This window comes from Micromonospora sp. NPDC051196, from assembly GCF_040682415.1.
Lineage (GTDB): Bacteria > Actinomycetota > Actinomycetes > Mycobacteriales > Micromonosporaceae > Micromonospora.
This window is the reverse complement of the sequence record NZ_JBFBAY010000007.1, coordinates 313,706-328,079: the sequence shown is the minus strand read 5'-3', so window position 1 is coordinate 328,079 and position 14,374 is coordinate 313,706. Positions and strand designations below refer to the sequence as shown.

Genomic DNA, 14,374 nt, shown 5'->3' with positions numbered 1-14,374 from the left:
GCCAGATCTTGCATGAGTCACTCGTAGCTCACCGACGTCGAACCCTACCGACACCAACTCCTCCCGGAACCGGCCCACCTATAGAAGCGTCGACGGCGCTGGGGCGGGCGGGGCGGGAGCGGGGTGGGGGTGGGGGTGGGGGCGGGGGCGGGCTAGGCGGGCTAGGCGGGGATGCGTTGTTCGGGGACGGAGAGGCCGTAGAGGGCCATGAGTTCGGGGGTGTCTACGCGGCTGCCGTCGGCGACGGTGTCGCAGGCGATGTCGACGATCTGGTCCTTGTGGGCCAGCAGGTAGGGGCGGGCGCCGACGTCGGCGCTGGCCAGGGTGGCGATGCCGGCCCAGTGGCGGCGACCGAACAGCATCGGGTAGCCGCGCAGGCCGTTGTAGGTGGCGCAGACCAGCACGTCGGGGAAGGGCAGCGCGGTCACCCGGCGCACCGCGGCGGCGGTCAGTCCGGGCATGTCGACCGGCACCACCACCACTGCCTCGATCCGCTCGTCGTCGAGCCCGGCCAGGCCGGCGCGGATCGAGGAACCCACCCCGGTGCCCCACGCGCGGTTGACCACCACCGTGACCCGGTCCAGGTCAGCGGTCTCGCGCACCTGGTCGGCCGCGGCACCGAGAACGACCACGATGGGCCCGCATCCCGCCTCGGTCAGCGTGTCGATCATCTGGTCGACCAGGGGCTTGCCGTCCTGGTGCAGCAGGGCTTCCGGGCCGCCGATGCGGCGACCACCCCCCGCGGCGATGATCATTCCTGCGATCCGGTTCAGAGCCGGGCTCCCTCCCACGTGGGGCGGCCTGGCCCTGGCCGTCCCCTTCCTGCGCACACCGATTGCAACGACTGGCGCCAAAGAAGGGTGGCGGGGCAAATCGTATAATTTGGGTATCCTTCGCCAATTATCTGCTACCCACGAGATTGGCGGACCGACCGTGGTCGGCGTTGTCGCTATCCGCCGTCGCCGACCGCCGTAATCAGGACGACCTGCCAGGCACCGGTGACGTGCTCGGGTACCACCTCGATCCGTACCCGGTCACCGCGGTGCAGGTCGAGGTCGAAGTCACTCTTCCACTGGCCGTCGGTGTCGCCGTACGTCCCAGTGCCGGTCGCCTGGTAGTCCCACCACTCGCCGACGGCGACCTGCACACCGGCGACCCGTACGCGCAGCAGACCGGGCGTCTGGGACACCATGTCGATCGACGTCAGCGTCGGCCACGTCAGCTCCCTGCTCACCGGGCGGGTCGGGTCCTGGGGATCTGATCGGAGGATGATGGCGTTCTGGCACAGCGCCTCGCTGCATCCCGCCGGCAGATCCGTCTGGGTCAGCGGGGTGAGGGTGCCCGCCGGCCGGGGCGGCAACGGAAAACGGTCGAACGGCATCCGCTCGCCGATGGCGATCCCGATTTCCCCGCGCTCGGGGACCGGCACCGCCATTTCGCCCGCGTCGCCGGCCCGGTAGGCACCGGTGATGGTCAGCACGACGGTGGCCGGTTGGCCGACCGTGACGCCCAGGCCCGCCCAGTCGGCCGGGCGCAGGCTGCCGTCGTGGCACCTTCCGTCGGTGACGAGCCGGCCGTCGACGCGTACCGTCCGCTCCACCGTGATGTCCTCGTCGACGCCGTCGCAGCGGGTGAAGATGACCAGGTCGAGCGTGGTCGGCACCACTGTCACCTCGACCTGACGCGTCGACAGCGGGACACTGCGGGCGGCCACCACGCGGGCCCCGTTCGCGTACTCCGGGAACCCCTCGATGGTCGGGGTCGACGACGGACTGACCGCAGGAGTGGGTGTCAGGTCCGGACGCACTCCGGGGAGGACGAAGGTCACGGCCGCCGCCACGGCGACCCCGGTGGTGGCCCAGGCCGCGATCCGCCGCCGACGACGCGCGCGCACCTTGAGGCGTACGCCGTGCAGTCGGGCCCGGTGCGTGGCCTGCTCGATCGCAGCGTGGGAGCGCTCGTCGAGCACCTGCGTGAGATCGGTCAGGTTCATCGCGGCATCCCTTCCGGAGCCAGCGTCTCGTCCAGTCGCAGCTTGGCCAGCGCCCGGCTGGCCTGGCTCTTGACCGTGCCGACCGAGCAGCCGAGCGTCTCGGCGACCTCGTGTTCGGACAACTCCTCGAAATAGCGCAGCACGAGCACGGCCCGCTGTCGGCGCGGCAGCCGCCCCAGGGCGCGCCACAGCTGGTCGCGGTCGTCGAAGCCGGTCTGCGGATCCGCCGCCACACTCACCTCGGGAAGCTCGGCGGTGGGTAGCTCTCCGCGCCACCGCCGTCGCCACCAGGAGGCGTACGTGTTGACGATGATCCGGCGCACGTACGGCTCGGGGTCGCCGTCGATGCGCCGCCATGCCTCCCAGGCCCGCGCCAGCGCGGTCTGCAACAGGTCCTCGGCCAGCGTCCAGTCCCGAGTGAGCAGGAAGGCGGTACGCAGCAACCGCGATGACCGGGTCGCGACGAAGTCGTCGAAACCCTCCGGTGTGTTCACCCGTGCCCGCCCTTCCCGCAAGACGCCTCACCGGGTAGTACCGGCCGCGCCCGAGAAAGGTTGCCTTGCGCAGTGATCCGGTTCACCACCCGGACCCCGCAGCGCCCGGGAGCTACCGCCCGTCGCGGCGGATGACGCGCCGCAGCCGGCGCTTCACGCCGCCGGTCGCCCGGTTCTTCAGCCGGGAGAGGACGTCGTCGGGCTGCTGGTCCGCCCGCTCGTCGAGGGTCTGTGCGTGGCCGAGCAGGTCGACGATCGTCTCGATGGCGACGTCGAGCAGATGGCCGTCGTCGACGGCATCCGGGGTGCCGGCGGGAGTGAGCTTCGTCGGCCGTAGTTCGTCCAGGTCGCCGACGATCTGGCACGGGTAGTCGCGGAGTTCCTTGATCTGCGCTTCGGCCATGTCCAGCATCCAGCCGGCCCGATCCAGACCGATGCCGAAGCGCTGCTGGTCGGCCCGCTGCTTGAGCACCGCGTCGACCAGGTGGCGGTGCACCACCCGGCGGTAGGGCGTACGCAGTGGGTAGCGGTCGCCGAGCTTCTGGTTGACCAGCCGGAGCAGTTCGATCTCGGTGGCGCCCAGCGACGGGTTCGCGGCGGGCGCGGTCAGCTCGCACCGCCCGTCGCCGATGCCGATGATGCCGGCGAAACGCTGCCACAGCACCTCCTGCGGGGCACCCGGGCCCGGCACCGTCACCAGATGCCGGTGCCGCGCGGGCACCAGGTCGCCCCAGCGGCGCAGCATCCGCACCGCCGTGTGGTTCTCCCAGAAGACCTCGCACCGGCCCTCTTCGACCGCCCGCAGGAACTCCTCGAAACGCCACCCGCTGCGGGCCCGCACGCTCTGCTGCCAGAACGACGGGAAGGTACGCCACAGGTCACGGCCCATCACGATGACGTGGATCTCGCCCGCGCCGAGACTCGCCACCGCCCGAGCCGCCTGCTCGCCGGTGGCCGCGCCCAACCCCTCGTTACTGATGATCACGTCGCCGGACCACTCGCGGGCCTTGGCGGCCAGCCGGTCCCAGGTCCAGTACACCTCGGCGTCCCGCCACGTCGCGGCCCGCAGGTCGGCCATCGCCTGGTCCTGCGCGACCGCGCTGCCCGGCAACAGGATGCCCGTCTGCGCCAACCGGTCGCGGTTGCTCCAGAGCACGTTCTGCACATAGGTGCTGCCGGTCTTCGGCGCACCGATGTGCAGGTACACGCGTCTGGCCATGCCGCCTCCCGGGAACTTCACCACGTCGATCGCAGTGGTCAGGTTGGCAGCCGGACATGAACAACACGCAAAGCGTTGGTGCGTCGGGTCGCTCAGGCCGCGTCGCCGTAGCACTCGACGATCGACAGGTCGAGCGGGAAGCGCACCGGGGTGTCACCGAACAGCAACGCGGTGGCCCGCCGCCCGGCCAGGGCCACCGCCTCGGCGACCCGCTCGGCCTGCTCGGCCGGGCAGTGCACGATCACCTCGTCGTGCTGGAAGAAGACCAGCTCGGCTGCGGTGCCGGCCAGCTCGCCGCGGAGCACCGCCAGCAGCGTCGAGGCCCACTCGGCGGCGGTGGCCTGGATGACGAAGTTGCGGGTGAACCGGCCCCGCGACCGCGCCGCCCGGGCCCGGGGCGACTGCGGGTCGCCGGCCGCATCCGGATCCACCCCCTCGTCGGGGGCGAAACCCGCCGTGCCAGGCGGACAGGTACGCCCCAGCCACGAGCGCACCAACCCGCCCGCCTCACCGGTACGCGCCGCCGCCTCGACGTAACCGAACGCCGTGGGATAGCTGCGTCGCAGCACCGCAAGTGCCGGTACCGCCTCGCCGCCGGTCTGCCCGTACATCGCGCCGAGCAGGGCGAGCTTGGCCCGGCCCCGGTCGCCGCCGAACGCGTCCTGCGCCAGGGCCTGGTAGAGATCCCCGGTCGCACCCGCAGCGGCGAGCCGGGCGTCACCGGAGACCGCGGCGAGCACCCGGGGCTCCAGTTGGCCCGCGTCGGCCACCACGAACCGCCAGCCCGGGTCGGCCATCGCCGCCCGGCGGATGACTTTCGGGATCTGCAACGCGCCACCACCCCGGGTGGCCCACCGGCCCGACACCACCCCGCCGGGGACGTACTCGGGGCGGAAGCGGCCGTCGCGGACCCAGGCGTCCCGCCAGGCCCAGCCGTGCGCCGTCCAGATCCGGTAGAGCTCCTTGTATTCCAGGACCAGTGGCACCGCCGGATGGTCGACCCCGCGCAGCACCCAGGATCGGGTGTTGGGCAGGTCGATGCCAGCGCGGGCGAAGGCCCGCAGCAGCTCGGCCGGGGAATCGGCATGCAACTGGCGTACGCCGAACGCGTCGGCGATCCGGGCGGCCAGGTCGGCGAGTCGGCGCGGTGGCCCGCCCACCGGGGACGGCTCGCCGAGCAGCTCGGTGAGGATCGTGTCGTGCACGTCGACCCGCCAGGGCAGGCCCGCCGCCCCCATCTCCGCCGCGATCAGCGCGCCGGCCGACTCGGCGGCCACCAGCAACCGGAACCGGCCGGGGTGCGCGGTGGCGGCGATCCGAGCGAGCTGGTCGGCGTACACACCGGTCAACGCCGCCAGGCCCGGACCGGGCGGGCCGGACGGCGCGTCGAACAGCGCGCCCTGGCCGTCGCCCGGCGGCGCGGCCGGGCGCAGCGGCGGATCGGGCGGCACCGGTGTGCCGGTGAGTCGTGCCCAGGCCGCCGCCGGCGAACGCGGCTCGCCCCAGCGGCCGGCGTGGCCGAGCAGCAGCGACTCGGTCAGCTCGACGTCGTGACAGCGCTCGACCCGGACCCCGGCGCGCAGCAGCGTGGGGTAGAGCGTCGCGCCGCAGGCCCAGACCCAGCGGGGCCGGTCTGCGGCCTCCCGCGCGGCGACGGCGGCGGCGAGGTCGGTGACGGGCTCGGGCGGACCGGCGCACTGCCCGTCCGGGCGCAGCGGGCACAGCACGCCCGCACCGCCCTCCCCCGCCACCACCGCGACCAGCACACCCCCATCCTGCCCGTACCCACCGACACGCTCAGGGCGCCTCGGTGGGTCCGGGCGGTGCTACGGGATGGGCCGAGCGAAGATCACAAGCAGTTGCGCGTGTGGAACTCCACCTTCGTCACGACCCCGGGCCAGTACGTGTCCCACCCGTTGCCGGGGGTGAGGCAGTGGGTGAAGGGGCCCCACGGCGAGTCATGCCTCCAGCGGAAGGTGACGTCGACGTTGCGGGAGGTGCCGTTGTAGTACCACCCTCCCAGGACCTCCCCGGACCAGTTGGTGCTGGTCACCAGGGTCGGCGTCGTGTACGGATCCCATTCAGGCCAGACGCAGAACACCCCCTGGGGGCAGTTGCCCGCCGGCCAGTATCCGTCTGACGACCCGGCCGGGGCCGCCGCAGCGGGAGGGGCGGTGGCCAGCACACCTGCGACGGCCGCGGCGACAGCGAGAGACTTCAGCATGTTCTTCAGCACGAGTCACCTACTTGTCGTGGTGGGGATTCACCGGCAGTTGCGCGTGTGGAAGACGACCTTCGTCACGGTCATCGGCACGTACAGGTCCGCGTCGCCAGGGGTGGCGCAGAAGGTGCCGGCGTAGGACGTCCCCGGCAGGAACCAGTCGATGTCGACGTTGCGGGAGGTGTAGTTGTAGAAGTTGAACACTGTGACGCTGCCGGACCAGTCGGTGGTGGTCACCAGGGACGGAGTCGCGGTGGGGCCCTCCGGCGGGTGGTCCCAGTTGGGCCAGCCGCAGAACGTGCCCGGCAGGCAGTTTCCGGGCAGATATCTTCCCCACCCCGACTCGGCGGTTGCCGCCGAGGCGGGCGGGGCGGCGACCAGCACGCCTGCGACGGCTGCGGCGACAGCGAAGGACTTCAACATGCTTCACCTGCTTTCCGTGAGACAAGTATCGATGCCCGTCGAACTTACTCGTTAAGATATTGACGAGTCAAGAACCTGGTGTCGGTTCGCTCACCCACGATGGAAGCGCGGCGACGGGACAGCGAAACCGTTTCGGCGTTGATCAGGCTGGCGACCCGTGCCCGGAGGCGGCGTTGACCTGCGCGTACGGTGGCAGGTTCGAGCGGATCGGATGGCCGTCGCGGACGGCGGTCGCGGTATTCCCCGCAGGGCACACTGCGCTCCGCGACCACCTCGGTGTCACTTGCTGACGCCGGCGGTGAGGCCGGACTGCACCTGACGCTGGAAGACGATGTAGACGATGAGCACCGGCAGCATCGCCATGGTGACCCCGGCGAACAGGCCGGACCAGTCGGACTTGTAGCCCTGGTTGACCGACAGTTCGATCAGGCCCTGGGAGATGACCTGGTTCTTCGGCTCGCCGGCCACTGACTGCATCAGCAGGGTCGGCAGGTACCACTGGTTCCACTGGCCGAGGACGTTGAAGATGCCGATGCTGATCAGGCCGGGCTTGGCCATCGGCAGCATGACGCTGAAGAACAGCCGGCTGTGCGAGGCCCCGTCGACCATGGCCGCCTCGGCGATCGCGTCGGGCAGGGTACGGAAGAACGAGTGCATGAAGAAGACGGTGAACGCCAGCGACCAGGCCACGTAGACCAGGATCAGCATGAGGTGCTGGTTCGGGCCGAGGAAGGGCAGTGTCACGCCGAGGTTGTAGACGCCCTTGAACAGCGGCACCGCGGCCAGGTAGATCGGCAGGGTCAGCCCGGACAGGAACATGTAGTAGATCAGCCGGTTGCCGGGGAATTCGTAGCGGGCCAGCACGTACGCGGCCATCGAGCCGAGCAGCATGGTGAGGAAGACGCTGCCGGTCAGCACCAGGATCGTGTTGAGGAAGAAGTCGCCGATGTGGCCTTCGGTCCAGGCACGGACGAAGTTGCCCCACTGCAACGTCTCCGGGAACAACGACAGCGGTTTGCGGATGACCTCCGAGTCGGTCTTGAGTGCCGACATGACCACCCACAGCAGCGGGTAGACCACCATGATCGCCCAGACGGCGAGGAACAGGTGCGAGAAGCCGTTGAAGAACTTCGCTCCGGCGCGGCTGCCGCCGACAGCGGCGCGTTGGCCTGGCGTACGGTCCGACGGCGGGGCCTGGTCCGGCCCGGCCTGACCGCCCGGGGTGTGGGTCACCGTGCTCATCGTCCAGGCCTCCTCAGTACTCGATCCGCTCGCGACGGGTGATCCGCAGCTGCAACGCGGCCAGCAGGATCGTGAAGATCGCCAGGGCCACCGCGATGGCGCAGGCGTAGCCGAACTGGCCCTTCTGGAAGGCATTGAAGTTGATCACCGAGGCGAAGATCTCGCTGGCGTGGTTCGGGCCGCCCTGGCTGGGGGTCATGATGTAGACCAGCGCGAACATGTCCAGCGCGATGAAGCCCAGGTAGACCCAGGCCACCGAGACGGTGTCCCGCAACAGCGGCAGGGTGATCCGGAAGAAGGTGTGGAAACGACCCGCGCCGTCGAGGATGGCCGCCTCGTAGATGTCCTTCGGGATCGACTGCATGGCGGCGGAGAACAACACCATGTAGAAGCCGGCGCCGCTCCAGACCGCGATCACCAGCAGCCACCACAGCACCGCCGGTACGCCGAGGAACGGCTCCGGGTCGTACATGAAGGTGATCGGGTCGTCCGCGTCGACCAGACCGATCTTCATCAGTACGCCGTTGATCAGCCCCTGGCCGTCGGCGCGGTAGATCTGTTGCCACATCACCGCGATGACGACCAGGGACAGCACCTGCGGGAAGAAGAAGATCACCTTGTACAGGCCGGAGCCGAAGACGCCCCGGATGCCGGCCTTGTCCTCGCGTCCGCCCACGTTGAGCAGGAACGCGAGGAACAAGGCCAGCGCGATGGTGAACAGCGGCACGGTAACCAGGAAGAAGACGTTGTGCCAGAACGCCTTCCTGATCAGCTCGTCGGTGAACAGCCGGAGGTAGTTGTCGAGCCCGACGAACTGCTGCCGGTCGGAGTAACCTCCCCAGTCGGTCAGCGAGTATCCGGCTGCCTGCAGGAAGGGCCACACCACGTAGAAGAGGTACAGCCCGACCGGTAGGGCCAGGAAACCCGTGACGAAACGCGCAACACCGTGCCGCATTTCTCCCACTTCCTCGTTCGGTCAGATCCGGGGTGTCACGCGTTGCGGGTCTGCTTGGTGATCGACGAGTCCTTGGCGACCTTGTCGGCGGCGGCCTGCATCTTGTCCACGAACTGCGCGGCGGTGAGCCGGCCGGCCATCAGTTCCTGGGACAGGTTCTGGCTCTCCTTGTCCAGGTCGGCGTAGAAGTCCCAGAGCTTCACCGAGATCAGGTCCTGCCCGGCGTTCTTCATCAGCTCGTTGGCGCTGGCCAGCGCCGGGTCGTCCACGTTGTCGCCGGAGCCCTTGGTCGAGGCCAGGGACTTGGTCAGCTCGGCGAACTTCGCCGAGCCGGCCTTGGAGAGCACCGCCCGCAGGAACTCCTTGGCCGCCGCCTTGTTCGGGGCCTTGCTCGGCACCACGAAGCCCTCACCGGCACCGGCGAAGACGTCCTTGGGCGCCTTGTCCGCGGCGCTGACCGTCCAGTAGTCGGAGAGCTTCATCTCGAAGCCCGGCGGGATGGTCGCCGCCATCTCGTTCTTCAGCCAGGTGCCGACCTGGATGAAGGCCGCCTTGCCGTCCAGCCAGGCCTGCTGCGACTGGGTGTGGTCGAGCCGGCCGGGCAGCACCAGCTTGTCCTTGACCAGCTTCTCCCACTGCTCCAGCGCCGGCAGCACACCCTCGGCACGCCAGGCGTTCTCCTTCAGGTTGTCGATGTCGACGACCGCCTGCTTGCCGGCCGACTTCCAGATCGAGGCCATCAGCGCCCAGCGCGGGTAGTAGCCGTGCACGGCGTCGTAGACGTACGGGGCGATGCCCTTTGCCTTGATCTTCGGGGCGAGGGCGAAGAACTCCTCGAAGCTCGTCGGCGGCGCCCAGCCCTCCTTGCTGAACAGCGCGCCGTTGTACCAGTTGCCCCAGACGGTGAAGGCGACGTAGACCACGAAGAACTTGCCCTGGAAGGTGCCGTCGCTGACGGTGCCCGGCAGCAGGGTGTCGGCGACGGTGCCGCCACCTTCCCAGGCCGGAGCGGCGAGCAGGTCGTCCAGCGGCTCGATGGCCCCCTCGTTGACCAGCGTGCTGAGGTCCATCAGGTCGGCGCCCGAGTTCATGATCAGATCGCTGGGCGTGGTCGCCATCTTGGGCTGTTCTTCGGTCTTGATCTTCTGGGTGGAGCTCATGTTGACCGTGACGCTTCCGTGCTTGGCACTGAAGATCGCCTGGTCTTCCTTCGCCCAGGCGTCACCCAGACCACCGTTGAAGATGACCACCTTGACGGCGCTGTTCTCTTGCAGGCCGAACGGGTTGTCGTCGCTCTTCTGCCCGGCGTCGTCGTTGCTCGGGCTCGGCGTGCTGCCGGCGCAGGCGCTGAGCAGACCCGCGGCGGGAGTCACCAGGAGACCCGCAGCCGCCGCGCGGCGCAGCAGGGTCCGGCGGTTGAGATCGGGGTTAACGGACATAGTTCGTCTCTCCTTGTGGTGTCGGGTCAGGCGGTGCGCCGGAGACGCCCGGCGTACCGCGACTCGAGGGCGAGGTTGTGCGCGTCCCCACCGGGGACGTTGGCGGAGAGGTAGATAGGGGGCACCTCTCCGACCTGGTGGAACCGTCGTACGACCTCTGCGGTCAGCAGCTGCGCCAGCAGCGCCGAGGTGACCGAGGAGACCGCACAGACCGCGCCGCCGCCCTCGAGCGGCAGCAGTGCGTCGCCGTACGGCGCGCCGTTGTCCAGCACGACGTCGGCGAGTTCGGCGAGCCGCCGGCCGGACGGGTGGCGCGCAGCGACCCGACCGGTGTGCTCGACCGAGGTGACCGCGATCAACGGGTGACCGCGTCCGGTGGCCAGCAGGGCCAGTTCGACCACCGACCCGTTGATGCCGGACTGGGACGCCACCACGAACACGTCCTGCGGCTGCGGTGCGGCGATCTCGTAGAGCTGGTGGGCGATGGCCGGATCGCGCTCCAACTTCGGGTCGGTGAGCACGTCGCGCGGGGCGTCGCCGTGCAGCACCAGATCGTGCAGGCTGAGCCGGTTGGCGGGGACCAGCCCGCCGGCCCGGGCCACCAACTCGGCGGCGAACGCCTCGGAGTGGCCGGCACCGAACGCCTGGAGCACCCCGTCGGCCCGCAGGCTGTCGGCGATCAGGTCGGCGGCCCGGCCGAGCGGTTCGGCGCCGGCGTCGACGATGCGGTCGAGCACCGGCCGGACGGCGTCGGCGTACCCCTGCGCGCTGATCATGCGGTGACTCCCCTCGCGGCCTTGTGCCCGTCGACGGCCTGGGCGGTACGCCGGAAGGCCGCGTGGGCGCGGTCATGGGTGCGTTGGGCGACCGCGATGTAGAGCAGGTCCAGCACGACCAGTTGCGGGTGCCGGGCGGAGAGCGCATCCGGGCGGAAGGTGGTGGCCTGGCTGGCGGTGAGCAGCACGATGTCGGCCAGTTCGGCCAGCGGAGAGCGACGGAACCCGGTCAGCGCGATGGTGGTCGCGCCTCGGCTGCCGCCCTCGGCGAGCATCTCGATGGCCTCCCGGGTCTGGCCGCTGTGCGAGATGCCCAGCGCGACGTCGCCCGGCCGCAGCAGGGCGGCGGCGGCGAGCCCGGAGTGCACGTCGTTCCACGCCCAGGCGGCCACCCCGATCCGGTGCAGGCTGAACTGCATCTCCTCGCCGACCAGGGCGCTGCCACTGGCGCCGAAGATGTTGACCCGGCTGGCACCGGCGATGGCGACCGCGGCCCGTTCCACCTCGGCGAGGTCCAGCAGCGCGGCGGTGTCGTGCATGGCCCGGGTGTCGGCGGCGATGATCTGCTCCAGCACCCGTTCCAGCGGGTCACTCGGCTGGATCTCACGTCCGATGTCGACGCTCCAGCCCGCCGAGCGGGCCCGGCCGGTCTCGGCGGCGATGCCCAGCCGCAGGTCGGCGTAGCCCTCGAAGCCCATCGCCCGGCAGAACCGGGTGACCGTGGCCGGTGAGGTGCCGCTGCGTTCGGCCAGCTCGACGATGGTGGCGCGGGCCGCCGCCTCCGGGTCACTGAGCACGTGCTCGGCGACCCGGCGCAACGCCCCGGTCAGCTCGTCGGCGCCGGCACGCACCCGGGCCAGCACGCCGCCGGAGGCGACGCCGACGCCCCGCCGATCGACCCCGTCGGCATCGGCCACCGCGGTGCCCGCGGAGGTGTCCGCCTCGTGATCAACCATGGGGCACCTTTCCGAAAAGACTGTTAACTGTTAGTGGTAAAAGTTCTTACTGAAGCCACCTCCATGTCAAGACCGTGGGCGAAGTTTTCAAACTGTTACCTGGGGCACGCGGGACTGCTGCGCCTGCGCACCTTGCCCCGTCAGCCCCCGCGACCAGCATGAACACACATCGATCAAGGAGGTGGGATGACCTCCGGCGCGGTGCCTCCGCCTCCGCCGCCCGGCTACCCCGCGCACCGCCGTGGTCGGCCTCAACGTCGGCGGTACGTCCACCCGCGCTCGCGGTGACCCTCGACAGCGACGGCCTCGACGGCGACCCTCGACAGCGACCGCCTCGACGGCGACCCTCAACGGTGACCGCCTCTGCACCGCCCGAGCCGGCGGCTGCGCTGCCCACGGCGACGCCCTTGTCGCGTACGCCTCGGCCACGGCCAGCCCGCACGGCAGCGCCCGATCACAGCGACAGGTGCCGCTGCACGCAGGGAACCCGCATCACGCTGCCAAGATCACGCTCGATGTGGGATCGAGTGGTGTCAGAGTCGCTGGCAAGCCACTCGATCCACGATCGAGCGTGATCTTGAGGTCGTGTCGGCTCTGCCTGAGAACTTGAGCCGGCGGTGACAGGTCGCCCCGCGCGGGCACCCGCGCACTGCCACCCCTGCGCGGGCACCCCCTGCGCGGGCACCCCCGCGCGGGCACTCCCGCGCTGACACCCCCGCGCTGGCAGTCCTGCGCGGGCGTCCTGCGCGGGCGTCCTGCGCGGGCGTCCTGCGCGGGGCGGGCTTGCGACGGGCTCGGGTTGAAAGGGCGTCGGCTGGTGTTGTTGCGTGGGTTGAAGCAGAGCGACTCCTCCGTGGTGCCCGACCCGGACCCGAAAGGGCCAGCAGGGGCATACGGGGTTGGCGGGCGGCCAGTAGATGGTGACGGTCGGCGGTCGCTCGCGGACCGCCCAGGGGCGTAATGCCAGTCAGGCACCGGCTATCACCTCGATAATCGTGACAGCTGGAATACGCTCGGTGCATGCGCCGGTTGGCCCGACTCGCCGCACGGACGCCGGCCGACCGCGAGCGCTACCTCGATCTGCTCCGGGCCCTGGCGATCATGCTGGTCGTTTTCGGTCACTGGATGATCGCGACCATCTACTACGGCCCGCACGGGCGGCCGGATGGGCAGTCGGCTCTGCCGGCGATGCCCTGGGCCTATCCGCTGACCTGGGCCGTCCAGGTCATGCCGGTGTTCTTCCTGGTCGGCGGGTACGCCAACGCCGCCTCCCTCGCATCGCAGCGGGCCCGGGGCGCGGACGCCACCGGTTGGCTGCTCGGGCGCAGCGCCCGACTGCTGCGTCCGACCACCGCACTGGTGCTGGTGCTCGCCGGCAGCGCCCTGATCGCCCGGCTGGTCGGTGCCGAGCCGGGTCAGGTACGCACGGTGGTCTGGTTCGCGACCATCCCGCTGTGGTTCCTCGCCGCCTACCTGGCGGTGGTGCCGCTGACCCCGGTGATGTACGCGCTGCACCGCCGCTTCGGGTTGGCGGTGCTGGTGGCCCTGGCACTGCTGGTCGCGCTGGGTGACCTGGGCCGTGCCCTCGGCCCGCCCGAGCTTGCCCTGCCGAACTATCTGCTCGGCTGGCTGGCCATCCACCAGATCGGCTTCGCCTGGTACGACGCCCGCCGGGGCAACTGCCGTCCGACAGGCATCACAAGCCCCACCACAGGCACCCGGCCGGGCACCGAGGCCGGGCGCGAGCCGAGCGGACCGAGCAGGCCGAACGGGCCGAACGAACCGAGCGAACCGAGCAGGCCGAAGGAGCCAAGCGAGCCGAGCGAACCGAGCAGGCCGAACGAGCCAAGCGAGCCAAGCGGACCGAGCAGGCCGAACGAGCCGAGCAGGCCGAGCGGGCGGACGGGTGGCTTCGCCTGGATCCGGGCCCGCTGCCTGCCGATGTCCCGGCGGGCGGCGCTGCTGATGATCACGGTCGGACTGGCCGCCGCGGTGCTGCTCACCGGCCCCGGACCGTACCCGGTCAGCATGATCAATGTGCCGGGTGAGCGGTTGGACAATGCCGCCCCGCCCAGCGTGGCGCTGCTTGCCGTGGCCACCGCCCAACTCGGGCTGATCCTGCTGCTGCGCGAACGCGCCGAACGCTGGCTGCACCGCAGCCGCCCGTGGCAGGCGGTGATCGGGGTCAACGCGGTCGTGCTCACCGTCTTCCTGTGGCACCTCAGCGCGGTGATCCTGCTGGTGGGCGGGCTGGACGCGCTCGGTGTGCTGCCCACTCCGGCCGCCGGCACGCAAGCCTGGTTCGCCTGGCGGCTGCCCTGGCTGCTGATGCTGAGCGTGGTGCTGGCCGTACTGGTCACGATCTTCGGTCCGATCGAGGCCCGCACCGGCCGCTCGACGGCGAGCCGGCACCACCCCACCGACCAGCCGACCACCGGCCGGCACCACCCCACCGAACTGCCGACCGTCGGCCAGCGGCAGCCCGATCATCGACAGGGTGGGGTCGACCGGCCGCGGGGAGACGGACGGCCGACCCATCGGTGGACAGTTGCACTCGTCGTCGCCGGTTACGCCGCCGTCGTGTACGCGATGGCAGCCAACAGCGTCGCCGCGAAGACCGCACCGGAACCATTCGGCCTGCCCGTGACCGCCCTGG

General features: G+C 70.5%; 12 protein-coding genes and 1 pseudogene. 1 reads left to right on the top strand and 12 read right to left on the bottom strand.

Going from position 1 to position 14,374, the window contains the following annotated elements:
- Positions 1 to 161 precede the first annotated feature (161 nt).
- The 12 genes from AB0M35_RS16880 to AB0M35_RS16825 form a co-directional block, all read right to left on the bottom strand.
- Positions 162 to 755: a nucleotidyltransferase family protein gene (locus AB0M35_RS16880; RefSeq protein WP_363746186.1), complete on the bottom strand. Its 594-nt coding sequence runs from the start codon at positions 753 to 755 to the stop codon at positions 162 to 164.
- A 194-nt stretch (positions 756 to 949) separates the two neighbouring features.
- Positions 950 to 1,993, bottom strand: a complete 1,044-nt coding sequence (locus AB0M35_RS16875) for a hypothetical protein (RefSeq protein ID WP_363746185.1) — start codon at positions 1,991 to 1,993, stop codon at positions 950 to 952.
- Positions 1,990 to 2,487, bottom strand: a complete 498-nt coding sequence (locus AB0M35_RS16870) for a SigE family RNA polymerase sigma factor (RefSeq protein ID WP_363746184.1) — start codon at positions 2,485 to 2,487, stop codon at positions 1,990 to 1,992. Before AB0M35_RS16870 ends, AB0M35_RS16875 begins: the two co-directional genes overlap by 4 nt.
- 112 nt (positions 2,488 to 2,599) lie before the next feature.
- Complete coding sequence (locus AB0M35_RS16865) at positions 2,600 to 3,706, bottom strand: hypothetical protein (RefSeq protein WP_363746182.1); 1,107 nt, start codon at positions 3,704 to 3,706, stop codon at positions 2,600 to 2,602.
- Positions 3,707 to 3,798: 92 nt separating this feature from the next.
- Positions 3,799 to 5,457, bottom strand: coding sequence for a bifunctional 3'-5' exonuclease/DNA polymerase (locus AB0M35_RS16860; RefSeq protein ID WP_363746228.1), 1,659 nt, complete (start codon positions 5,455 to 5,457; stop codon positions 3,799 to 3,801).
- Between the two features lie 98 nt (positions 5,458 to 5,555).
- Positions 5,556 to 5,942: a hypothetical protein gene (locus AB0M35_RS16855; protein ID WP_363746181.1), complete on the bottom strand. Its 387-nt coding sequence runs from the start codon at positions 5,940 to 5,942 to the stop codon at positions 5,556 to 5,558.
- Positions 5,943 to 5,969: 27 nt separating this feature from the next.
- The gene (locus tag AB0M35_RS16850) at positions 5,970 to 6,350 is read right to left on the bottom strand and encodes a hypothetical protein (protein ID WP_363746180.1); all 381 of its coding nucleotides are present in this window, start codon (positions 6,348 to 6,350) and stop codon (positions 5,970 to 5,972) included.
- 279 nt (positions 6,351 to 6,629) lie between these two features.
- A complete protein-coding gene (locus AB0M35_RS16845) occupies positions 6,630 to 7,592 on the bottom strand; it encodes a carbohydrate ABC transporter permease (RefSeq protein ID WP_363746178.1) in 963 nt (320 codons plus the stop codon).
- Between the two features lie 13 nt (positions 7,593 to 7,605).
- The gene (locus AB0M35_RS16840) at positions 7,606 to 8,547 is read right to left on the bottom strand and encodes a sugar ABC transporter permease (protein ID WP_363746176.1); all 942 of its coding nucleotides are present in this window, start codon (positions 8,545 to 8,547) and stop codon (positions 7,606 to 7,608) included.
- A 35-nt stretch (positions 8,548 to 8,582) separates the two neighbouring features.
- Complete coding sequence (gene ngcE, locus AB0M35_RS16835; protein ID WP_363746174.1) at positions 8,583 to 9,986, bottom strand: N-acetylglucosamine/diacetylchitobiose ABC transporter substrate-binding protein; 1,404 nt, start codon at positions 9,984 to 9,986, stop codon at positions 8,583 to 8,585.
- Positions 9,987 to 10,012: 26 nt separating this feature from the next.
- Complete coding sequence (locus AB0M35_RS16830) at positions 10,013 to 10,762, bottom strand: SIS domain-containing protein (RefSeq protein ID WP_363746172.1); 750 nt, start codon at positions 10,760 to 10,762, stop codon at positions 10,013 to 10,015.
- Positions 10,759 to 11,718 (bottom strand): MurR/RpiR family transcriptional regulator, encoded by a 960-nt coding sequence (locus tag AB0M35_RS16825; protein ID WP_363746170.1) that lies wholly within the window; start codon positions 11,716 to 11,718, stop codon positions 10,759 to 10,761. Before AB0M35_RS16825 ends, AB0M35_RS16830 begins: the two co-directional genes overlap by 4 nt.
- 1,020 nt (positions 11,719 to 12,738) lie before the next feature.
- Between AB0M35_RS16825 and AB0M35_RS16820 the strand changes: the two are divergent.
- Positions 12,739 to 14,124: pseudogene (locus AB0M35_RS16820) on the top strand (acyltransferase family protein); the annotation flags it as partial.
- Between the last annotated feature and the right edge of the window lie 250 nt (positions 14,125 to 14,374).

Coding starts and splice junctions, on each gene's coding strand:
- AB0M35_RS16880 (WP_363746186.1), bottom strand. CDS start 755: ATGATCATCGCCGCGGGGGGTGGTCGCCGCATCGGCGGCCCGGAAGCC.
- AB0M35_RS16875 (WP_363746185.1), bottom strand. CDS start 1,993: ATGAACCTGACCGATCTCACGCAGGTGCTCGACGAGCGCTCCCACGCT.
- AB0M35_RS16865 (WP_363746182.1), bottom strand. CDS start 3,706: ATGGCCAGACGCGTGTACCTGCACATCGGTGCGCCGAAGACCGGCAGC.
- AB0M35_RS16850 (WP_363746180.1), bottom strand. CDS start 6,350: ATGTTGAAGTCCTTCGCTGTCGCCGCAGCCGTCGCAGGCGTGCTGGTC.
- AB0M35_RS16845 (WP_363746178.1), bottom strand. CDS start 7,592: ATGAGCACGGTGACCCACACCCCGGGCGGTCAGGCCGGGCCGGACCAG.
- AB0M35_RS16840 (WP_363746176.1), bottom strand. CDS start 8,547: ATGCGGCACGGTGTTGCGCGTTTCGTCACGGGTTTCCTGGCCCTACCG.
- ngcE (WP_363746174.1), bottom strand. CDS start 9,986: ATGTCCGTTAACCCCGATCTCAACCGCCGGACCCTGCTGCGCCGCGCG.
- AB0M35_RS16830 (WP_363746172.1), bottom strand. CDS start 10,762: ATGATCAGCGCGCAGGGGTACGCCGACGCCGTCCGGCCGGTGCTCGAC.
- AB0M35_RS16825 (WP_363746170.1), bottom strand. CDS start 11,718: ATGGTTGATCACGAGGCGGACACCTCCGCGGGCACCGCGGTGGCCGAT.